The organism is Bacteroides intestinalis (genome assembly GCF_003464595.1).
Taxonomy (GTDB): Bacteria; Bacteroidota; Bacteroidia; order Bacteroidales; family Bacteroidaceae; genus Bacteroides; species Bacteroides intestinalis_A.
The window spans coordinates 191404-215089 of the sequence record NZ_QRZF01000004.1; the positions used below are offsets into that span (position 1 = coordinate 191404).

Consider the following 23686-nt stretch of genomic DNA (forward strand, 5'->3'; position numbering starts at 1 on the left):
CCACTTATTTAAAGAAAGAACTCAAAAATGAAACCATTGAATAATGCAATTCTATAAACACAAAAAAACTACGCAACTTCCATGCATTGTACACGAAGCTGCGTAGTTTCTTATAATAACTTTAAAAAGGATTTTCCTACTTATACCAATCCTTACATTCGCTACCATTGAAGCTAATCCATTTCGCGAAATTAGGATAGCATTTATCCACACTCTGAGTTTCACTATTGGTTTGTTGTTTATCAAATGCACTTCACATCTGTTATCTTCGGTATTATCATGAACCATAATAAACAAATTATAAGGAGATATACCAAAGGTTTCATGGTCTATAGAAGTGCCCAACTTATTCTTAATCTTATAATTTTCTGTTTTCGTATTGTTACCCGTAACAGAAAGCGCATTGAAGAATACATTGATCGTTGCTTTAGAAAGGTCTTTGTCTATTCCTTGATTGATATCAGCCACCGGATTTTCCACAATACTATTTTCAACAAATACAATTTTCAGCATTCATAAATCAACTATCATTCAAAACAAGAAAAATCTATCTTTCAATTATAAACGATTACACGCTTTTTGTCAATAGCAGATTTATAAAGTATTAACAGAACAAGAAGAGTTTAGCCCATCCATTCTATCTTTCGCAAAACAGATGATGCGTTTACCTACATTATATCGTTTGTTTTACCTCAACAAATAGTGTGTTTTGAATGATTACATCATATGTTTTGCACCAAAAGAGGATACGTTTTCAGTAATTTCATACCTTATTATATAAAAAGAGAGGGGCAACTTACGTTACTCCTCCCATTGTCTTCTTCCCGAACTTAAATCAGGATTACGGTTACAAATATACTACATTGAAACACCGAAATCAAGTATTCGGGCATTTTTATTCTTATCCCCAAGAAGGATTAGTTATTTTCCGGACGCAACTGACGAACCGTAACAGCAGTCTGCCACATTTCGCTTTCACGCAACTGACGAAGTTCTTCGTTCAGTTTCTCACGATAATCAGGTTGAGAATTGCTGTCGATAGAGATCTGAGCCTCATTACCAGACTTAACGCTTGCATACAATTGTTGTACTACCGGCTTGATAGCATCATGGAACGGAGTCATCCAGTCCAGAGCACCGCGTTGTGCAGTAGTTGAACAATTAGCATACATCCAGTCCATACCATTCTTAGCGAACAACGGCATCAATGACTGAGTCAATTCCTCTACTGTTTCATTGAATGCTTCTGACGGAGTATGACCGTTTTCGCGCAACACTTCGTACTGAGCCAACAGCAAACCTTGGATAGCACCCATCAATGAACCACGCTCACCTGTCAGGTCAGAAGTAGCTTCACGTTGGAAAGTAGTTTCGAACAAATATCCTGAACCTACACCGATACCCAATGCGATGGTACGATCCATAGCTTTACCCGTAGCATCCTGATAGATAGCGTAAGAAGAGTTCAAACCACGACCTTCAAGGAACATTGTACGCAATGAAGTACCCGAACCTTTAGGAGCTACCATGATTACGTCGATATCTTTCTGAGGAACTACACCTGTACGGTCGCTCCAAGTGATAGCAAAACCATGAGAGAAGTAAAGAGCTTTTCCCGGAGTCAGGTAAGGTTTGATAGTAGGCCATACAGACATTACGGCTGCATCAGACAACAAGCACATAATGATAGTACCTTTCTCACAAGCCTCCTCAATGCCAAACAGTGTTTCACCCGGTACCCATCCGTCAGCTATTGCTTTCTCATAAGTCTTACCCGGACGCTGTCCAACGATTACGTTGAAACCGTTATCACGCAGGTTGCATGCCTGTCCCGGTCCCTGTACACCATAACCGATCACTGCAATTGTCTCATCTTTCAAAACTTCACGTGCTTTTTCCAAAGGAAATTCTTCGCGGGTCATTACATTCTCAGTAACACCGCCAAAATTCAATTGTGCCATTTTCTTTTTTAGTTTTTTATTTGTGGCTTGCGCCAACTAATGATTAATAAAATTATTTCTCTGTAAATATTACTTTTGAACGGCAAACGACTTCGCTGCCATTCTTTTTCACTTCAATATCGAAAGTCCCATCTTCCAGCTCATCTTTATAGAGTGTAAGTTCGTCGCCGTAATAACTTTCGGCTACGTAAGCCATTTCAAAACGACGGATACGCTTTTCCTTATACATCTCTATCGGAAACAAGTCCATGATATGTTCGATGTAGCGGATACTATTCACGTGTCCGTTGATGTCGATATCGCTGTATTTAGCTTTCAGGGTAGCTACCGGCTCGGTGGAAGTCACTTTAATGCGTGAGGGTTTCTCGATAGGGCAAGGTTCATCGCACACATAATCTACAATGCTACCTCCGTGCAATGCCAGCAAATCGGCAGGCTTGCGGGTATTGAGGTTAATCATAGCCCATATGGAACGCGCATAACCAATCTTCTTTCCATCTTTGTCCAATAGGGCAAAGTTACGGTCGGTGAAGAGGCGATATACATTCTCCACCCAAGTCCAGATGGTAAAGTCCTCATATTGATAAGGCATTTCATCCAGTTCGATGGCAAGGCGCGAGAGCACCCATGTGTAATTGTCTTCATTCAACGTAGCGATACCGAATCCACGGTCGCTGGCATGGAAACCGGCGCAATTCAGCAAATGGTTTCCCAGTACGCCCATAGTAAGACGCCCGGTAAAGTCCACATGAAAAGGCTCAGCTACAAACTGATATTTTCCTATCTTACTACTATTCTCACTCATTGTTTTGCTCCTTTTCTTTTTTCAAGCGATATTTCGTTTCACGATCGGCAAGGTATTCGTTCACACGTTCGAAGCAGCTTGTGGTGATAGCCACACGTCCCGAACGGACAAACTGAAGTACACAGTCGAGGGCACGCAACTCGTCATAAAGGTTGGTGATTTCTTCACCCATACCATTCTTCTCTACGATAGCAAACACAGCATTCACCTCTACGATACGTGCATTATACTTACGGATCACTTTCGATACTTCCGGTTTTTCTTCCAGTATCGGGGTTGTTATCTTATACAATGCAATTTCGTGCTGATAAATCTCATCATCCGTAAAGTAGTGCGCTTGCAGCACATCAATCTTCTTGGTGATTTGCTTGGTTACTTTCTCAATGGTGTCTTTATCCGTCCATGCAGTAATGGTGTACTTATGTACGCCCTTGATGGACGAAGCCGATACATTCAGGCTCTCGATATTGATCTGGCGACGGGTAAACACTGCGGTTACCTGGTTCAGCAAACCGGCGAAGTTCTCCGAATGAACGATTATCGTATATAATGTCTTATCCATACTAAATTAAGAATTAAGAACGAAGAATAAAATTAGCATTCCAACAACATCTGGTTTACCGAACCACCCGGAGGTGTCATCGGCAATACATTGCCTTCTTCCATAACGCAGGCTTCCAACAGGAACGGACCATCCGTAGCAAGCATTTCCTCTATTGCACCTTTCAGCTCTTCACGTGTCATTACACGGCGCGAAGGAATGTCGTAGGCAGAAGCTATCTTCATATAATCCGGATTCAGCATCGGAGTAAACGAATAGCGACGATTGAAGAACATCGCTTGCCACTGGCGTACATTACCCAGGAAGTTATTATTCAGCAAGATCATCTTAACAGGAGCCTTCTGTTCCATAATGGTTCCCATCTCCTGAATGTTCATTTGCAGACCACCATCACCCATAAATACACATACAGTGCGGTCGGGAGCTCCGAAAGTAGCACCGATTGCTGCGGGAAGTCCGAAGCCCATTGTACCCAACCCACCGGAAGTTACAATGCTACGTTCCTTACTATACTTAAAGTAACGGGCAGACATCATCTGATTCTGACCAACATCAGTAACCAATACAGCTTCATGATTCGTTGTCTCACTTACGGCACGGATCACTTCTCCCATACTCAAAGATTTACTTGCCGGATGCAATTCAGGACGGATCACTTTTTCTTCCTCTACTTTCTCGTAAGGCAAGAAACTATCCAACCATTCCTGGTGAGTAGCAGGTTTCAGAAGTGCCGTAACGGCAGCAAGGGTTTCCTTGCAATCGCCCAATACGGCAATGTCCGTCTTTACATTCTTATCTATCTCAGCAGGGTCTATATCGAAATGAATGATTTTCGCCTGTTTGGCATACGTATCCAACTTTCCGGTTACACGGTCGTCAAAGCGCATACCTACGGCGATAAGTACATCGCACTTATTCGTATTGATATTCGGTCCCAAGTTACCGTGCATCCCCAGCATACCTTTATTTAAAGGATGTGCAGTAGGCAAAGCAGAGAGTCCCAACAGTGTACAACCGGCAGGTATTCCGGCTTTTTCTATGAAAGCGCGTAGTTCCTGTTGTGCATCACCTAACTCAACACCCTGTCCTACCAATACCAATGGACGTTCAGCGCTATTGATCAGTTCAGCAGCCTGGCTCACAGCCTCTTCATCCATTTCGGGAACAGGCTGGTAACTACGGATGTAATCCAACTTGGCAGGAGCATATTCACTTTTCTCTACTTGTGCATTCTTGGCAAAGTCCAATACTACAGGACCGGGACGACCGCTTTTTGCAACATAGAAAGCGCGGGCTACAGCCCAAGGCACATCTTCGGCACTACGAATCTGATAGCTCCACTTCGTGATAGGCTGCGTAATACCTACCAGGTCAACTTCCTGGAAAGCATCCGTCCCAAGGAATCCCGTACCTACCTGACCGGCAATTACTACCAAAGGGGTACTGTCTATCATTGCATCTGCGATACCTGTTATCGTATTCGTCGCTCCGGGACCACTCGTCACCAGGCAGACACCTACTTCGCCTGATACGCGGGCAAAACCTTGCGCGGCATGAGTAGCACCCTGTTCGTGTCGAACCAAGATGTGGTTCAATGTCTTCCGATGGTCGTATAAAGCGTCAAATACCGGCATGATGGAGCCACCCGGATATCCGAAAATGGTCTTTACTCCCTGATGTTCCAAGGAACGCATCAATGCTTCAGCGCCTGTTATTATATCTTTCATCTCTTCTATTTTCAAGTTAAACTCTCAATTCTCAACTCTCCACTCTCAACTAAATCAGTCTCACTGCACCCTTATCGGCAGAACTTACCATGCTGGCATATGCCTTCAGGCTCTTTGAGACTTCGCGTTGACGGGTGACGGGAGTCATCGGGCGGGCTGCCAGTTCCTCATCCGTCAGTTTGACGTTGATAGCACGTCCGGGAATATCAATCTCGATGATGTCACCATCCTGAATCTTACCGATATTACCTCCAGCAGCCGCTTCGGGAGAAATATGTCCGATACTCAATCCTGACGTACCGCCACTGAAACGGCCGTCCGTAATCAGTGCACATTCCTTGCCCAGATGGCGCGATTTGATATAAGAAGTCGGATAGAGCATTTCCTGCATACCGGGACCGCCTTTCGGGCCTTCGTGTGTAATGACCACAACATCACCGCTGACCACTTTCCCAGCAAGGATGCCATCGCAAGCAGCGTCTTGTGAATCGAACACTTTAGCAGGACCCGTAAATTTCCAGATGCTTTCATCCACACCTGCCGTTTTCACTACACAACCATCCTGAGCAATATTACCTTTCAGTACTGCCAGACCACCGTCTTTGCTATAAGCATGTTCCAGATCGCGAATGCAACCTCCGGCACGGTCAGTATCCAATTCTTTATAATAGACATCCTGCGAACCCAGTACCAGATTGAACTTTCCGGCAGCAGCGCTCTTATATTTCTTCACAGCTTCTTCGCAAACATTCGGGCTGGTAATACCGTATTTGTCGATTACATCCGCCAGCGTCATACCGTCTACACGCTTTACGTTCGTATCGACTAATCCGCCTTTGGCAAGCTCGCTCATGATAGCGATGATGCCTCCGGCACGATTTACGTCTTGAATGTGATACTTCTGAGTATTCGGGGCAACCTTACACAGACAGGGAGTCTTACGTGACAGCATATCGATGTCATCCATACTGAAATCTGCCTCTGCCTCGTGCGCTACAGCCAAGAGGTGAAGCACTGTGTTGGTAGAACCACCCATCGCAATATCCAGCGTCATGGCATTCAAAAAAGCCTGACGGGTAGCGATGCTACGGGGAAGCACACTGTCATCCCCATCTTCATAATATTTATAAGCATTTTCAACAATCAGTTTGGCAGCATCCTTGAACAGTTGCGTGCGATTGGCATGAGTAGCTACAATCGTACCATTACCCGGCAATGCCAGTCCGATAGCTTCGTTCAGACAGTTCATCGAGTTAGCGGTAAACATACCGGAACAACAACCACAAGAAGGACAAGCATGTTGTTCTATCTGAGCCACATCGGCATCACTTACACTTTCATCAGCCGACTTAATCATAGCATCGATCAAATCCAGATGCTGACCGTTCCATTCGCCGGCTTCCATCGGTCCGCCTGAAACGAATACAGTAGGGATATTAAGGCGCATTGCTGCCATCAACATACCCGGAGTAATCTTGTCGCAGTTACTGATGCAAACCATCGCATCCGCTTTATGCGCATTCACCATATACTCTACGCTGTCGGCAATGATGTCACGTGAAGGAAGCGAATAAAGCATTCCATCATGTCCCATCGCAATACCATCGTCAATGGCAATCGTGTTGAATTCGGCAGCAAAACATCCCAGCTTCTCAATCTCAGCTTTCACCTGTTGTCCGATTTCGTGCAGATGCACATGTCCCGGGACAAACTGTGTAAATGAGTTGACAATTGCGATAATAGGTTTTCCTAATTGCTCTTTCTTCATGCCATTTGCCATCCACAACGCACGAGCCCCTGCCATACGGCGGCCTTGCGTGCTGAACGAACTGCGTAATTGGTGTTTCATCTTCAAATCTCCTTTTAATTAAAAAGCCTTCCTCACATATGGTGAGAAAGGCTCCTAAATTGATATCTTAACGTACGAATACATACACAACCTTTCTCACGCTCTTGATTCCAGGACCACGACGCGAATAATATGCAGGACTGCCAGGTTAATAGATGTATGTAAGTTCATAACTTTATTTACTTTACTGTTTTCGTTAATCGTGCTGCAAAGGTAAGGGCTTTTTTATAAACTCCAAACAATTTGAAGAAAAAAATGAGATTATTATGATTAATCGTAAGAAAACCCCGCATTAAAATCTTATTTTATCACTTATTCAAGGCAAATCTGAGTAATTCGCTACCATGAACAGGAATTATTCAAGAGGGTTCGAAGCATTTAATAATCTGAAAATTACAAGAGCTTACTCATTCGCCAACTAAATTATTCGTATCTTTGTCCTTTCCAAAAAGAAAAAACAGGAATTACTAACTTAAAACAGTAGGAATATATCAATGGAAACAGTAGAAAACAAGTACATTACCGTAGCTTATAAATTATACGCTATAGAAGATGGTGAAAAAGATTTCACCGAAGAAGCCACCGCAGAACACCCTTTCCAATTCATTTCCGGTCTGGGTCTGACTTTAGAGTCTTTCGAAGATCAGGTGAAAAGTCTGAAAGCAGGTGATAAGTTTGATTTCACAATCGCTTGTGCAGATGCTTACGGTGACTTTGACGAAGAACATGTAATCGACCTTCCGAAGCAAATCTTTGAAGTAGATGGTAAATTCGATAACGAACGTATTGTAGCCGGTAACGTAGTGCCTTTGATGACCTCTGAAGGTCAGCGTATCAACGGAACCGTACAAGAAATAAAAGCAGACGTAGTGGTAATGGATATGAATCACCCCTTGGCAGGTTGCGACCTGAACTTTGTAGGTGAAGTAATAGAAAGCCGCCCGGCAACCAATGAAGAATTAGCTGAAATCGCTCGTATGATGAGCGGTGGTGGATGTAGTTGCGGTTGCGATAGCTGTGGTGACGATTGCGGCGACGGATGCGGCGATCACGATCACCAGGGATGCGGATGCGGATGCAATCATTAAGATAGTGATTAACGGTAAGTGATTAGTGATTAGCATGCTACGCTATTATGCTGCACAGTTTCCAATCACTAATCACTCACCACTAATCACTATTTCCCCGTCATTATCTCCAGTACCAATTTATCCGTTTCATTCATTCCTTTCGACCCTATCTTGGTCAGATTACGGATACTTTGATCCACATCTTCATCAATAATACCTTCTACAGAAGTTACACAACGGTTTTCCATAGCCATGATGGCAGAAAGAACAGCGGTAGATACACCGGTGGTTACTTTTAACGCACAGCTGGGCTTCGCACCGTCACAAATCATACCCGTAAGGTTGGCTATCATATTCTGAACGGCATAAGCCACTTGATCGTAAGTTCCCCCCATCAACCAGGTAATACCGCAACTGGAACCTGTAGCAGCAACCACACAGCCGCATAAAGCAGACAAACGTCCCAAACTTTGTTTAATGTAGATCACCGTCAGATGGCTCAACATCAGAGCACGTATCAGTTCTTCTTCTGATTTATCATTTTCTTCAGCGAAGACAAGTACAGGCAAAGTAGCAGATATACCTTGATTCCCACTGCCGGAATTGCTCATTACCGGAATCATAGCCCCTGCCATACGAGCATCACAGGCACCTGATGTATAAGACAAGATATGTGAGAAGACACTATCTCCCATCACTTTATGTTCATAAGTGCCACGCAACATTTTACCCAGACCATGGCCATAATTGCCTTCAAAAGAACGTTCGGCAGCCGCCTTATTCAAGCGGGCTGTTTCAAGAATAAAGCTGATCTCATCCAGCGGAGTATTCAGAGCAAAATCATAAACTTTACGTAAAGTCAGTTCCAGGCATTCTTCTTCTTTTTCACAACTTGCCGTATGTTGTTTCTGAAATTGAACTTCTCCGTTACGTTCTATATATATAAAGGTGGTATGTCCTCCGGCAATCACAGCTGTTGCTTTATCATCTCCGGCCTCACAGCATACTTCAATATATAATTTCTCTTCAATATTCTCTTTCAACGAAATATGAATGCGCTTTTCCTCAATGAAACGTTTCCCCTCTCCCACTACATCAGGCGTACTGTCTTTTAACACCTCCAACTGATATTCTGATTTTCCTATCAGCGCTCCCAAGGCAATAGCAATGGGTAAGCCAATCATTCCGGTACCCGGAATGCCCACTCCCATAGCGTTTTTTAGAATATTAGCACTTAGCAACACATTTATTCTTTCCGGTTTTGTCTCCAGTGTTTCTGTTGCTTTAGCTACGCACAATGCCACTGCAATGGGTTCTGTACACCCAATAGCCGGCACCACTTCCTGATGTATCAGGTCGATTATCCGTTTTCTCTCCGTTTCCGTTATCATTATTTCACTGATTTTAATGGACACAAATTTAGAAAAAATGTTTTTAATACGTGCGCAAAGTCTTCTATTTCAAAAAAGAAACTTAACTTTGCGCCCGAGTTTTACATTATTAATAACCAAAAACTGAATTAAATGAAGATTAAAACGCTAACCTCGTGTTTCTTTTTGGCATTTGCCATATCTTCTTGTATACAAGACGAAGCGCTTAATTCTGAAGCGGCCATTGATGGTTGTACGGGTGCAGATGTGCAGCTGGCCAATATTAATGCGAATGAAAAAATAGTCGATGTATATGTACATAAAGGTGCAGACCTCACTAAACAAGAACTAAAATTTACTCTACCGGAAGGAGCTACCATCAAACCCAACAATAGCAGAGACGGAGATACCGGAGATTTCTATAACTTCAGTGAAGAGGGTAATTCACGCTCATTTACAGTAACATCTGAAAATGGTGAATTCAAGCCCACTTATACCATAAATATTAAACCAACAGAACTGCCAACAGTTTATCACTTTGAGGACTTACTGGTTGCGGAAAACACTCCCTATCATATCCTCTACGAATTTGCTCCAAGTACTTCACAGGGAATATCAAAGGTACTACAATGGTCCAGTGGAAATCCAGGCTTTGCGCTAACAGGAATGGCCAAGAGTCCTATCGATTATCCTACCGTACGATCAGAGAATGGATACAGTGGCAAATGTGTCAAATTAGAAACCAGAGATACCGGCAGTTTCGGTTCAATGGTAAAGATGTATATTGCTGCCGGTAATCTGTTCATTGGTAATTTTGATGTAACCAAAGCATTGGCAGGACAAGAAGGTGCTCTCAAAGCAACCACTTTCGGTTTTCAATTCTATAAGCATCCTAAAACATTAAAAGGATATTATAAATACAAAGCCGGTCCTGTTTATACAGAAAACAATCAACCACAAAGTGGTGTAAAGGATAGATTCGATATCTATGCCATTATGTATGAAGCTGATGATAACTCATTCATGCTGGATGGTACCAATGCCAAAACTTCCAATAAGCTTGTATATCTGGCACAGATAAAAGCAGATGCAGCTGTAGAAACAGATCAATGGACCGAATTTAGTTTACCGTTCGAACCCCAAAATAACAAGTCTATTGATGAGCAAAAGCTTCAAAATGGGAAATACAAACTTGGCATCATTTTCTCTTCCAGTATAGATGGTGACCGCTTCAAAGGTGCAGTAGGTAGCACACTTTATATAGACGAAGTAGAATTGATTTGTGAGGACTAAAAACGAAAATAATTATGAAGAAATATAACGTTATTTTTATAGCATTCCTGCTGGCTATAGTGGGAAGCATATCTGTAAAAGCGCAGGAAGATAGAACTCACAGTATCACCCAATCCTACCTCCGTGGATGGGAATATTCTTTAAAAGCAGGATTCAGTATTGGTGGCACTGCCCCCCTACCATTACCTGAAGAAATACGTAAAATAGATAGCTATGTCCCCAGCATGACGATCTCTATCGAAGGAAATGCAACAAAATGGCTCGATGAAAAAAAATTATGGGGATTAACTTTGGGATTACGTCTGGAAACTAAGAATATGACAACAGAAGCTACCGTCAAAAACTATGGTATGAAGATTATCAATACTAATGGCGGTGAGTTGGAAGGTCTGTGGACTGGAGGCGTAAAAACCAAAGTAAAGAACTCCTATCTTACTGTCCCTGTCCTTGCTAACTATAAGGTCAGCAAACGCTGGAAACTCGTAGCCGGACCTTATTTTTCTTATTTACTGGAAGGGGATTTCTCCGGTCATGTCTACGAAGGACACCTCCGTACTCCTGATGCAACAGGCTCACGTGTAGACTTTAGTGGAGAAAGTGTTGCAACCTATGATTTCTCTGATGATCTTCGCAAGTTTCAATGGGGTATACAATTCGGTGGAGAATGGAAGGCTTTCAAACATCTGAATGTCTATGCTGACTTAACTTGGGGCTTGAATGATATCTTCAAGAAAGACTTCAATACTATTAGCTTTGCCATGTATCCTATTTATCTGAATGTAGGATTTGGATATTCATTCTAAAAAGGATTTAGAACTTATTTCAATAAGAGAAAGCCAGAACTCAATCCCATGATTGTTTCTGGCTTTCTCTTTCAAATTCTGTTTATATTCTCCAAGTATTTCAAAACCATCTATAAATTAAGGTACTATTCACCGCACCTTTGAAAACAGCTCCTTGCTTGAGGAATGGATGATTTATCCACAATATCTATGTTCCCCTGAACATTCTTTTTATCAGAGCCATCTACATAGTTGTCTCCAGAAGGATATTTATGAACCTCCTTAAAGTTCAAAAGCTTCTTCTCATAAGGAGATACCAGATTCTATAGAATTTAACAGGTATTGCGCACAAAGTCTCGAAAGCGCTAGTATATAAAATACCTGAAGTCATGGCAGAAGTCAACCCAAAGCTCACGTTTTTGTATACACAGTTATCAACTTGGAGGAAAACCACCACAACCGTCCTTTTCTTCTACAACAAAGGAACTGCAGGGTAACAATGATCGATGCAACAATTGCAACTATCGGCTTTAAAGCTTTCAAATCATCCTCTTCAGCAGCAGCGTTCACTTCAAAAGTAATTGCCATTTCCCAACCACAGCAAAACAAAAGAGGATGTACTCATTAGTACATCCTCTTTTGTTTATTATAATATACGTTTGCCGAACTATTTAGTACCGGTAAAGTTAACAGCTATATCCATAGACATAAAAGAAGGGATGTTTATTACAACCGTAACCTTATTTCCTTCAATCGTACCACTAAGATCCACAGGGATCTTTCCTAAAGTAGGACCTAGCCAAACAGCAACTCCTTCTTTATCACCGGCAGTAATCTGCAATTCAGGAATCGATTTTGAAAAAGTGTACTTATTACCTCCAACTGAAACCAAATCTACATTTTCAATATTGATATTTCCAATGCCAGTAGCAATACCACCCATCTGCAACATAAAGTTCTTTAGTAAAAAAGAAAACTTATTATCAGAGCTTCCTTTGATCAATTGAACACTTTCCTTAGACGTAATGGGATCTTGCGCTCCTGCTTGAGTCGTAAGTACCACACTTAAATTTCCAGAGTACGTTCCATACGGTTCCACTTTATTATCATCGTCATCATCACTTCCACATGAAGTGAACAAACTCATCGCACATACAAGTGCAAACAAATAAAACAGATTTTTCTTCATAACAAATAATATTTGGTTAATAACTCGCATATAGAAAATTAGCGCTATATCTTTAGAAAGTCACTTCCAAGTCATCTAAAAGAAGTACACTGCCTGGAGCACCGCTAAACTTGTCTCCATCTTTACTTGAAGAGCAAACAATCGCTAACTTATACTTCTTAGTCGAATCAAACGTCTTGTTATCAAGGAACTTAAATGAAACGTTAAAATCAGTATATTGCGCCTGTGCCTTACCATCTACAGAAGCTATCGCTACAATCTTATCTGATGTCAGCAAATTGGTTCCATCCAAATATTCGAATGCATAACTATCTACTTCATATAGGACCGCATTCATAGCTGGAAGATCTGTCTTTGTTTTATCTTCAACAACCTCATTAGCTTTATCCGCAGGCTGCGCACAATAGTAATAAGTAGTTCCCGGAGTATATTTATAAGAGCCCTTAAACGCTACCGGTTGCTTAAAACAAGGATAACCAAATAAAGTACTCTTCAGCGTATTTGATATATTCACTTTAAATGAACCTGTGAAAAGACTACCTGAAGTCACAACAGGAATTGCAGGTATAAATCCTCCCATTCCAGCTTGCCCGGTTGTATTTAAAGTTTCCAGACGAGCAGCCTTTCCCGATTTTGCATCATCTGACTGAGTCACCGCATATGGAGCTTCAGGGCCATATAATGCTGGATATAATTTAATCCATGCTACACCTTCATTAGAGGTAGCCCAACCATTAGCAGGTTCCTCATATATTCTATATTGGGCACCCGTTTCATTTTTTGTTTCCCAAGAATTCAAATCACTCTTAAAATCAAATGAAGTCAATTTTTGATATGTCACAGTATAAGTTCTTTTTGACTTTCCGCTCTCTGCCTGCACAACAAACTTTTGCCCTGTTGTGAAGTCAACCGGAGTTCCTGCCACATATTCCTGGTTATTTAGAGTTATTTTTGCACCAGCAGAAATTTCAAATTGCGGAACTAAGCTTTTCAGTTGATCCTCTGTAGCTTCGGGTTTAACAAAGAACACAACACTTCCAGCTGTAGTTGTAATGTCTCCAAATTCAGGTTGTACAACAACAACACTGTTGTCTATCGTCATCTTTTCAATAGCGTAACCTGTCAGTTTCTTCGCTCCGGTGTATACGTAAACAGCTTTCGTTTCTCCTTGAGTAACAGTCATATTCAACGTCAAAACACCATCCACAAACTTACCAGACAATTCCAGTTCTGCATCTCCATAAGTCTTGTGTGTCAACGTTTGTTTCACTGTACCAATAGATGTATCACCATCCGCACCTACCAATAGATTGGCGGAAGCAATGCTAATACTTCTCGTTACAGTTTTGTCATTCGCATAACAACTAAGGCTGAAAGATTTTATGCCAATTTTATTGAAACCAACATAAGTCACTTCAATTCCATCAACAGGATATTTCGCTTCAATGTCTACACCAGTAACTGTCAACTCCGTGCGTGCATACCAAGCAGCAACTTCCATCGCATAATCCTTAACCTCTTTACTGGTTCTCTCTCCATTAAAAGTCACATCAATATTCTGCTTTAATTCCGCCGCATAAACAACGATATGCAGATCAGCTGTTTCACCTGTTATTACACCTGTAACTTTTACCTGCAATTCTTTTAATTCCGGATGGTTAATCACAACATTGGTCTCTTTCAGTTCTACTTTAGACTGATCTCCCGCTAAAGTTATACCCGGTACTACAATATCTCCAACAGCTATCGTAGCATCTCCTATTGTAATCGCAAAATCTTTTAATTCCAATTTAACAGAAGCTTCTCCATCTTCCGTTACATATATTTGTTGCGTTGATTGTCCTACTTGAAAACCATCCAATGTCACAACCAAATCTCCCAAATACGTACCGGATATTTCTGCAATCAAAGTTTTTGGATCTACATTATAGTCATCATCATCATTACATGAAATCAGAAAAGTGCAAGATAGAGCAAATACGAATAAATAAAATAAATTTTTCTTCATAATTTTGTTGTTTAGTTAATATAAGTCTTACTGACGAAGGCCATCAATGTCCTATTTTCACATCACTAAATTTAAGTTTGCAAAAAAACAGCTTTTTAAACACATACAAAAGGTCTATTTCACTTAATTGATGTCCTGTTTTTAAGAATTTCACATTTATCATTAATTAATGAAACATTTGGTTACCCCATTCGGTTCAAAAACAACCTATAAAATAAAAAACTATTTATCGAATTATTAGTAAAGCAATACCCTATAAAAAAATTAAGGATATTCTTTCGAATATCCTTAATCCCAATACATATAAAGTTTTTGAACTAGTTTCTCACTAAATCCAAGCCTAAATTAAAGCTTGTTGTTACTTTCCAATATGATCCAATCAACTGAATCATAAATCCAGCGGCCTGCGCCTCTTCCGGTACTACGCCACCCTCAACCAATGCATTCCAAAGTATCATCAAATCATTTGTCCACTGCGGATCTCCCCAATCATCCACCTCACCTGTATCACGAAGTGTAAACAGATTATCAAATGCACTCTTATCCAAATAAATATAAGTATGCCCATTGTCAGCAATTCTAATATTCATAGGAATTCCATCTTTAGCCCAACTTGCAATCTGGCTAATAGTAGCATTCTGTAAACCACTCAGATCAACATTCAAAATTCCCCCAAGCAATGTTTTAACAGTAGCCGGATCTCCATTCAAAACAGTTTCTATAATACTAGTCAGACCACTTGCATCACTTCCGGTAGCTGCTGTTATGATAGCAGGAATATTTAGCTTTACAACAAATTTCCCATTATTCTCGCTCCAGTATGCCAGTTCCTTAGGAGAGGTAGTAAAGCCACCTGTCGCAAAATCAGCTTTCACACTACTTGCTGTTGGAAAAGCACCTGTAATGAAAATCGACATTATCGTAGTAGGATCCATTGCTATTTCCGGACCAGCCACATAGTCGGCAATAATGTTACCGCTTTTATCTAATGTAATTGAATTCAAAGCCTGGGGTAAAATAGAGCCACCCAAATACCGGAATAAAGCAGCAAGTATTGATGGATAATCGTCATCACCAGTATATTGCCAATCCGAATACAACGCACCTGTCATAGGCCAATTGGAAATTGTCTCATCTTTGGTCCATTCATAATCTGCTGTCGTGTAATCCGCCATTTTATAAGTTCCAGCCCAAGGGCTTACTTCTTCATCATCATCACTACAAGCAGTGAACAGACTCATTGAACAAATCAATGCAAACAAATAAAATAAATTCTTCTTCATATTGTTCTCCTTTAATTAATAATAGCTCCCCGTCACCGGGTAGTCATGTTCCTTTTAAATTTAATAAGATTTCGGGGTGCAAAATAACAGTTTTTTAAGATATTAGACAAGGTCTATTCTAAAACTGGTATGTTCTTTTTTTAAGCATTGGAGAGTAAATTACCGCCTTTCGATTCACTTAAAAAGAAAGCAAACACTTGCGGCTGTGAAAGGTAATGATTGCAGGTCCGTTGATCAACACTTGCGCAAGTGTAAGCCTTCGCAGCCGCAAGTGTTTTTTCAGAAACAACCAACTGAAATGAGACAGTCTACGCGGCATTTGTTTCCCAGTATGAAACAAACAGTTTCATTACTTGAAACAGAATGTTTCTCAGTGTGAAACAACTTGTTTCATACCGGGAAACAATTCATTTCATGCTTTGAAACAAATCGTTTGCCCTGGGAAAAGAACTCATCATTCCATAAAAAATATAATATTTCTCCCTTTTCATAAGAAAAATCCATAACTATTTGTTATCTTTATGCAACCAAAAGCTTTTATTCAAAGGATTTGGCATGAATAAACCTTATACATAAACCATTAAAGCAAAAGATTATGTTCAACTCATTCGGCAACATTCTCCGCCTTACCAGCTTTGGGGAGTCACATGGTAAAGGCATCGGAGGCGTCATAGATGGATTTCCCGCGGGCATCCGCATTGACATGGATTTCGTGCAAGCGGAACTGGATCGTCGCCGTCCCGGACAGTCTCTTATTACTACGGCCCGGAAAGAAGGCGATAAAGTAGAATTCCTTTCAGGTATCTTTGAAGGCAAATCAACAGGATGTCCCATTGGATTCATTGTATGGAATGAAAATCAACATTCCAGTGATTATGATAACATGAAAGAGGTATACCGTCCTTCGCATGCTGACTATACTTATAAGGTAAAATATGGTATCCGTGATTACCGTGGCGGTGGCCGTTCATCAGCACGCGAAACCATTTCCCGCGTAGTGGCAGGTGCCCTTGCCAAACAGGCACTCCGTCAACTGGGGGTGAAAATCACAGCATATACCTCGCAAGTAGGTCCAATCCGTCTGGAAGAAAACTATACTGCTTATGATCTTGATTTAATAGAAACGAATCCAGTACGCTGCCCGGATCCAGTAAAGGCAAAAGAGATGGAGGAGCTTATTTTCAAGACCAAAGGAGAAGGTGATACCATTGGCGGCGTAGTGACCTGTGTCATCAAAGGATGCCCCATCGGATTAGGCCAACCCGTATTCGGTAAGTTACATGCTGCTCTTGCTTCCGGTATGCTCAGCATCAATGCAGCTAAAGCATTTGAATACGGTGACGGATTTAAAGGTCTGAAACAAAAAGGCTCGGAACAAAACGATGTATTCTTCAATAACTGCGGACGCATTGAAACGAAAACCAACCATTCCGGTGGTATCCAAGGCGGTATCAGTAACGGACAAGACATCTTCTTCCGGGTTGCCTTTAAACCGGTAGCCACTGTATTGATGGAGCAACATACAGTCAATATAGATGGTATAGATACAACATTGAAAGCTCGCGGTCGTCATGATCCATGCGTATTGCCACGCGCAGTGCCTATAGTAGAAGCTATGGCTGCCTTGACAATACTGGACTTCTATCTGATTGACCGTACTACACAATTATAGAAGTGGCAGGGTGATAGGATAATAAAGTGATAAGGTGATAGGGTGATAAAGTGACATTATCCTATTACCCTATCACCTTATCACTCTATCACTCTATCACTTTATCACCTTATCATATATATTTATGAACGAAATACAGAAATACATTTCAGAGAATGAATCGAAGATGCTGGAAGACTTGTTCAGCCTCATCCGTATCCCAAGTATCAGTGCAAAACCTGAACACCATGACGACATGTTGGCTTGTGCAGAACGCTGGGCACAACTATTGCTTGAAGCAGGTGCAGACGAAGCACTGGTAATGCCATCGAAAGGCAATCCGATTGTTTTCGGACAAAAGATAGTAGACCCGGCAGCAAAGACAGTTTTGGTATATGCACATTATGATGTAATGCCGGCAGAACCATTGGAACTATGGAAAAGTAATCCCTTTGAACCGGAAATCCGCGATGGGCACATTTGGGCCCGTGGTGCCGATGACGATAAAGGGCAATCATTCATTCAGGTAAAGGCATTCGAATATCTGGTGAAACATGGCATGCTAAAGAACAATGTCAAATTCATCTTTGAAGGTGAAGAAGAAATCGGTTCACCCAGTCTGGAAGCTTTCTGTGAGGAGCATAAAGAATTATTAAAAGCAGATATTATTCTGGTATCGGATACCAGTATGTTGGGTGCCGACCTGCCCTCACTGACTACAGGCCTTCGCGGATTGGCATACTGGGAAATTGAAGTAACCGGACCTAACCGTGACTTACACTCAGGACATTTCGGAGGTGCCGTTGCCAATCCCATTAATGTATTATGCGGAATGATTGCCAAAGTAGTAGATGCTGATGGATGTATCACAGTGCCCGGTTTCTACGATGATGTGGAAGAAGTTCCACAAGCAGAACGTGACATGATCGCCCATATTCCTTTCAATGAAGAAAAGTATAAAGCAGCCATTGGTGTAAAAGAGCTATTCGGAGAAAAAGGATACAGCACTCTGGAGCGCAACAGTTGCCGTCCCTCTTTCGACGTTTGTGGCATTTGGGGCGGATATACTGGCGAAGGTTCCAAGACAGTACTTCCGTCAAAAGCTACAGCTAAGGTATCTTGTCGCCTGGTTCCCCATCAGGATCATCACAAGATTTCCCAAATGTTCGCTGATTATATCCTAAGCATTGCTCCGGACACCGTACAGGTAAAAGTGACACCCATGCATGGAGGACAAGGCTATGTATGTCCAATCAGCCTTCCAGCCTATCAGGCCGCCGAGAAAGGTTTTGAAAAAGCATTCGGGAAGAAACCACTTGCGGTACGCCGGGGAGGAAGTATTCCTATCATCTCCACATTCGAGCAAGTACTTGGAATCAAGACTGTACTTATGGGATTCGGACTGGAATCAAATGCTATCCATTCACCGAATGAGAACTTCCCATTGGATATTTTCCGAAAAGGAATCGAAGCAGTCGTTGAATTTCATTTAAAGTATTAGCTTGTACCTCGTAACTCATTGATACGTGGTTCGCAGCACTTTAAATTCTGTGCGACGATTAATAGCATTACAAATCTCCTGCTGTTCCAGTGGGAGATTTTTTATAAACTCTTCTGTCAATACATCTCCCACCTTCAGGAAAGGTGCAGATTTCAGAGTGAAATTAGTGACTGTCTTAGGCTGTTGTTCCCCATACCCTTTCGGTGTGAGACGTTCCGAATCAATGCCGCCTTTAATAAGATAACGTACTACAGATTCTGCACGACGTTGCGAAAGACGGAGATTATAATCATCATTCCCTTTATAATCGCAATGTGCGGCGAGTTCGATAGTAACATTCGGATTATCATTCAATAATTGTATCAACTCATCCAAAGCTACCGTAGATTCCGGAGTCAGATCAGCCCGGTCAAACTCATAGAAGATATTCTCTATCAGTACAGGACGGGTAATGGAAGATAAAGGAAACTCAAGTTCATAATGACGATCCTCATTAACATCTTCCGTCATCAACTCCTCTTTGTCATTCAGATAACCACGACAAGAGGCAAGCAAGGCATAACGGCACCCCGGTGTGAGTTCCTGAATAAAAGTACCATCTTTCTTTACATTGATCTTCATATAAGTACCATCCTCTCCCACTAAAGTGACCAGTGCATCGGAAAGTGCATCTCCCTCTTTATCATAAACTAATCCTTTCAAGATATGATGTACCTCCGGAAGCTCAAAACTGTAAATGTGATCCCATCCACGGGCATCTCCCCGATTTGAAGAAAAAAAGCCCCGATTGGGCGCACCCGGTTCGAACGTCATACCAAAATCATCACTTTGTGAATTTATCGGAGATTTCATATTCTCAATATGCCAACGTCCCGTCAGGCTATCCGGCACAGCACGAAAGATATCCAAGCCACCCATGCCGGGATGTCCGGTGGAGGAGAAATACAGGGTACCATCCGGTGCAAAAGAGGGAAACATTTCATCACCGGAAGTATTAATTTCAGGTCCCAGGTTATCGACATAACCGAAACCATCACGAGTCACGTTGATACGCCATAAATCCAACCCTCCCTGTCCACCTGGCATATCAGATACGAAATATAGATAATCACCTGCAGGAGATAATGCAGGGTGGGCAACAGAAGAAAGGGTATCATTCAGGATTGCACACTTCTGAGGACTCCCCCACTCCGCCCCGGCACGTTGAGAAACATATATCTCTGCATAAGCCGGTGCATTGGGCAATGTCCGGCAACGAGTGAAATACATCGTTTTACCATCTGCCGAAAAAGAACAAGCCCCTTCTTCAAATTCACTATTTACTTCCGAAGCAAGCGGTTCAGGCTTTTGCCATTGCTTCTTTTCATTTCGCTTGGAGTGGAATATATCAGCACTTTTCATGCCGGTAATGCCATTCAGATCGGCACCTTTGGCTTCGTTACGGGTAGAAGTTAAATATAGGATATCAGGATCATTGCCCGCATACATGGGAGAATAATCACTACGACGGGAAACAAGAATAGGAATGCGCTTTACAATATGACGGGTAGGATTTTTTTTCCACTCCTGCGCCAAAGAACAAGAAGTGACTCCTATATGCGCCAGGGAATCTTTACGCCCTTTTATATCAGACTGATTCTGTGCATAAGCAAGATAATTTTCATAATAAGGTATGGCAGCAGCATATTCGCCATTCTTACGAAGCATCTCCGCCAGATAAAAATGAGAAAGAGTATCCGAATAGCGATAACGGACGGCATTCATATAGGCAGCTTTAGCCTTCAACGTGTAATTGATACGGCGGTAGCAGTCACCTTGTTTGTAGGCAAGCACACCTCGTTGCGAACGATCTTTAGGAGGGGTACGGGTATAGGCCGTTTTGTAATGGCGGGCAGCATCAAAGTATTCTCCACGGGCATAACTTTGCTCTGCCTGACGCAGACTCCGTCCCACTCCGCAAGAAGTGAGAAATAAGATAGCACAAAGAAGAAATAAAAGCAGTTTATATAATTTCATGCCTCACAAGTTATCATTCATATAAACTGAAAAGTCGGCTGATTATTGTATGACCATCATTTATTCAAATGGTTTACGGAAAGTACATCCGTTCTTCCACTCCGAGCAACCATAAGCCGTTTTCCCCTTGATCACGGTTCCTTTGCCACACAATGGGCAGGTCTGCCCCTCAATAGATTGTATTTGAGAAGTGTCAGCAACATTTGTTTCCACAACCTTTTTGCGTGGTTTACTTTGGCGTTTAGGTTTGGTAGAATCTTTTTCTTTTGTCGCCTTTCCACCTTGTTTCTTACTATCACCGGATGCTTCCTCCACCGCCTGCACAATAGTAATATGACGATTGCTATTATCTGAAAGCACACTCATCACAACCTCTGAAACCATCTGTTTTAGTTCCTCAAGGAATTGTGCAGCACTAAAGGTTTTCTTCTCAATCTTACGGAGTTTATTTTCCCAAAGTCCCGTCAGTTCGGCAGATTTCAATAGCTCTTCATGGATAATCTGGATAAGCTCGACTCCTGTAGGTGTAGCTATCAGGTTCTTTTTCTCTTTGCGGATATAGTTACGTTTAAATAAAGTCTCAATAATAGCGGCACGTGTGGATGGTCGACCGATTCCATTCTCCTTCAAAGCATCCCGCAATTCATCGTTATCCACCAACTTACCTGCTGTTTCCATAGCACGCAGTAAAGTAGCTTCAGTATAAGGACGGGGAGGCTGTGTCCATTTCTCATATAAATCGGGTACATGAGGACCACTTTCACCTTTCACAAAAGCAGGCAATACATTTTCTTCATCCCCCGGATCTTTTTCTTCCTGTGACTGTGCACCCGGAGTTCCGAATATCACTCTCCAACCCGGTTCCAAAATCTGCTTTCCGGTAGTCTTGAATTCTATTTCTTCCACTGCACCCAGTACGGTAGTAGTAGCAAACTTACAATCAGGATAGAATACTGCTATGAACCTACGGGCTATCAAGTCGAATACACGGCGCTCCATGTCTGTCAGGTTCTGCGGATATTGCCCGGTAGGAATAATGGCATGGTGATCTGTTACCTTTGAATTATCGAATACCTTCTTTGATTTCAATAAAGTGGTCCCATCCAAAGGTGTTGTAAATGTTGCATAATCACGCAAACCCTTCAAGATACCCGGACATTTTGGATAAATGTCATCACTCAGAAAGGTGGTATCTACACGAGGATAGGTAGCCACTTTCTTTTCATATAATGACTGGATGATCTTCAAAGTCTCATCGGCAGAATAAGCAAACTTCTTATTACATTCCACCTGTAAAGAAGTCAAGTCAAACAAACGGGGCGGAGCTTCTTTCCCTTCTTTCTTGGTTACATCGGTAATCGTAAAAGGAGAATTCCTGATTTGTTCCAGCAGTGCCATACCCTGTTCCTGGTTGGCAATAGGATCGATTCCTTTATTTTCTTCTTCCTTTTTAGGTTTCTTCCCGGCAGCAATCGCCTCTTTATTCTTTTCAGCTTCCAGAACCAATTCTTCTTCGCTCTTCCTGATGATAGCAGAGAATGTCGTATCCCGATACACTGTCTTCAATTCCCAATACTGCTTGGGCACAAAGTTCTCTATTTCTAACTGCCGGTTTACAATCAGTGCCAGTGTAGGTGTCTGCACACGACCGATAGAAAGTACCTGCTTGTTCTGCCCATACTTCATAGTATAAAGACGTGTGGCATTCATTCCCAATAGCCAGTCGCCTATTGCTCGACTTAATCCTGCTTCATAAAGCGGTTGGAATTCTTTCTGATCTTTCAATTTGGCAAAACCTTCCCGAATGGCTTCTTCCGTCAAAGATGAAATCCACAAACGCTTTACCGGACAGTGTGCACCGGCTTTCTGCATCACCCAACGCTGAATTAACTCTCCTTCCTGCCCGGCATCACCACAGTTTATGATCATGTCGGCTTTCTGCATAAGAGTCTCTATCGTATGGAATTGCTTTTCATAGGTAGGGTTACTGATCAGTTTTATTCCGAAACGCGGCGGTATCATGGGCAAACTTCCTAAGCTCCATGATTTCCAGTTCGGGGTATATTCGTGCGGTTCCTTAAGTGTACAGAGGTGACCGAATGTCCAGGTCACCTGGTATCCGTTTCCTTCGATATAGCCGTCTCTTCTATCTTTCGCTCCTAATACATCAGCAATATCACGTGCCACAGAGGGCTTTTCGGCAATACAAACTATCATTCATTATTCTTTTAGCGGAGCAAAGGTACAAAAAAGGGAGGAATGATAAAAGAATTGGCATTGAGATATTCTTTATCTTCCAATATAAGACCATATCACATTTTTAAAGTAACAAAATAAGAGAATCAGACTCCATAAGCCCCATTCGCCTCACTTTCAACAAAACCCAAAGAGTTTTCAACAATATTAGAATCAATATACCCAGAAATCTAAAATCATTAAACAAATCTAAATGAGAAATACCTTTTTTATGCATACTTTTACAAATAAAAATTCAGCATCTTATTACATCAAGAAATAAAATTATGAGGAAAATGTCATATCAAATACTTATTTCCACTGCACGTTCTGCACATGTTTTATTTTCAGCCTATCTATTGGTCTTTCCCCGATTATTCATAT

The 23686-nt window shown here is 41.7% G+C and carries 17 protein-coding genes; 5 read left to right on the plus strand and 12 right to left on the minus strand.

All coding sequences use genetic code 11. The features are described 5' to 3' along the window. Positions 1-51: 51 nt before the first annotated feature. The 6 genes from DWW10_RS26730 to ilvD all read right to left on the minus strand — a co-directional run bounded on the left by DWW10_RS26730 (position 52) and on the right by ilvD (position 6904). Positions 52-513 (minus strand): LruC domain-containing protein, encoded by a 462-nt coding sequence (locus tag DWW10_RS26730; RefSeq protein ID WP_476374406.1) that lies wholly within the window; start codon positions 511-513, stop codon positions 52-54. A 404-nt stretch (positions 514-917) separates the two neighbouring features. Beyond that, positions 918-1961, minus strand: coding sequence for a ketol-acid reductoisomerase (gene ilvC, locus DWW10_RS07585; protein ID WP_022393570.1), 1044 nt, complete (start codon positions 1959-1961; stop codon positions 918-920). A gap of 52 nt (positions 1962-2013) precedes the next feature. Beyond that, positions 2014-2766, minus strand: a complete 753-nt coding sequence (locus tag DWW10_RS07590) for an acyl-[acyl-carrier-protein] thioesterase (RefSeq protein WP_022393571.1) — start codon at positions 2764-2766, stop codon at positions 2014-2016. Beyond that, positions 2759-3328 (minus strand): acetolactate synthase small subunit, encoded by a 570-nt coding sequence (ilvN, locus tag DWW10_RS07595; RefSeq protein WP_007210376.1) that lies wholly within the window; start codon positions 3326-3328, stop codon positions 2759-2761. Before ilvN ends, DWW10_RS07590 begins: the two co-directional genes overlap by 8 nt. 32 nt (positions 3329-3360) lie before the next feature. After that, complete coding sequence (ilvB, locus tag DWW10_RS07600) at positions 3361-5055, minus strand: biosynthetic-type acetolactate synthase large subunit (RefSeq protein ID WP_022393572.1); 1695 nt, start codon at positions 5053-5055, stop codon at positions 3361-3363. 49 nt (positions 5056-5104) lie between these two features. Further along, entirely contained in the window at positions 5105-6904 is a 1800-nt protein-coding gene (gene ilvD, locus DWW10_RS07605; protein WP_022393573.1) for a dihydroxy-acid dehydratase, read from the minus strand. A gap of 494 nt (positions 6905-7398) precedes the next feature. Here ilvD and DWW10_RS07610 point away from each other — a divergent pair, with 494 nt between their 5' ends. Further along, positions 7399-7992 carry an FKBP-type peptidyl-prolyl cis-trans isomerase gene (locus DWW10_RS07610; protein ID WP_022393574.1) on the plus strand — a complete coding sequence of 198 codons (594 nt, stop codon included), beginning with the start codon at positions 7399-7401 and terminating at the stop codon, positions 7990-7992. Between the two features lie 89 nt (positions 7993-8081). Here the strand turns inward: DWW10_RS07610 and DWW10_RS07615 are convergent, their stop codons facing one another. Then, on the minus strand, positions 8082-9365 hold the full coding sequence (locus DWW10_RS07615) for an L-cysteine desulfidase family protein (RefSeq protein WP_022393575.1): 1284 nt from the start codon (positions 9363-9365) through the stop codon (positions 8082-8084). Positions 9366-9497: 132 nt separating this feature from the next. On the opposite strand from DWW10_RS07615, the gene DWW10_RS07620 reads away from it, so the two are divergent. Further along, positions 9498-10637, plus strand: coding sequence for a PCMD domain-containing protein (locus tag DWW10_RS07620; protein WP_118421244.1), 1140 nt, complete (start codon positions 9498-9500; stop codon positions 10635-10637). A gap of 14 nt (positions 10638-10651) precedes the next feature. Beyond that, on the plus strand, positions 10652-11440 hold the full coding sequence (locus DWW10_RS07625; RefSeq protein WP_118421243.1) for a porin family protein: 789 nt from the start codon (positions 10652-10654) through the stop codon (positions 11438-11440). 646 nt (positions 11441-12086) lie between these two features. Here the strand turns inward: DWW10_RS07625 and DWW10_RS26010 are convergent. The 3 genes from DWW10_RS26010 to DWW10_RS07640 all read right to left on the minus strand — a co-directional run bounded on the left by DWW10_RS26010 (position 12087) and on the right by DWW10_RS07640 (position 15857). Next, complete coding sequence (locus DWW10_RS26010; RefSeq protein ID WP_182021367.1) at positions 12087-12608, minus strand: calycin-like domain-containing protein; 522 nt, start codon at positions 12606-12608, stop codon at positions 12087-12089. Positions 12609-12660: 52 nt separating this feature from the next. Next, positions 12661-14616, minus strand: a complete 1956-nt coding sequence (locus DWW10_RS07635; RefSeq protein ID WP_118421242.1) for a PCMD domain-containing protein — start codon at positions 14614-14616, stop codon at positions 12661-12663. Between the two features lie 317 nt (positions 14617-14933). Next, a complete protein-coding gene (locus DWW10_RS07640) occupies positions 14934-15857 on the minus strand; it encodes a DUF4925 domain-containing protein (protein ID WP_229096733.1) in 924 nt (307 codons plus the stop codon). Positions 15858-16494: 637 nt separating this feature from the next. On the opposite strand from DWW10_RS07640, the gene aroC reads away from it, so the two are divergent. Further along, positions 16495-17571, plus strand: a complete 1077-nt coding sequence (gene aroC, locus DWW10_RS07645) for a chorismate synthase (protein ID WP_022391596.1) — start codon at positions 16495-16497, stop codon at positions 17569-17571. Positions 17572-17695: 124 nt separating this feature from the next. Beyond that, positions 17696-19051 carry a dipeptidase gene (locus tag DWW10_RS07650; RefSeq protein WP_118421241.1) on the plus strand — a complete coding sequence of 452 codons (1356 nt, stop codon included), beginning with the start codon at positions 17696-17698 and terminating at the stop codon, positions 19049-19051. Between the two features lie 15 nt (positions 19052-19066). Here the strand turns inward: DWW10_RS07650 and porE are convergent, their stop codons facing one another. Continuing rightward, positions 19067-21067 (minus strand): PorE family type IX secretion system protein, encoded by a 2001-nt coding sequence (porE, locus tag DWW10_RS07655; protein WP_118421240.1) that lies wholly within the window; start codon positions 21065-21067, stop codon positions 19067-19069. Between the two features lie 60 nt (positions 21068-21127). Next, positions 21128-23284 carry a DNA topoisomerase 3 gene (locus tag DWW10_RS07660; protein ID WP_118421239.1) on the minus strand — a complete coding sequence of 719 codons (2157 nt, stop codon included), beginning with the start codon at positions 23282-23284 and terminating at the stop codon, positions 21128-21130. Positions 23285-23686: the final 402 nt, after the last annotated feature.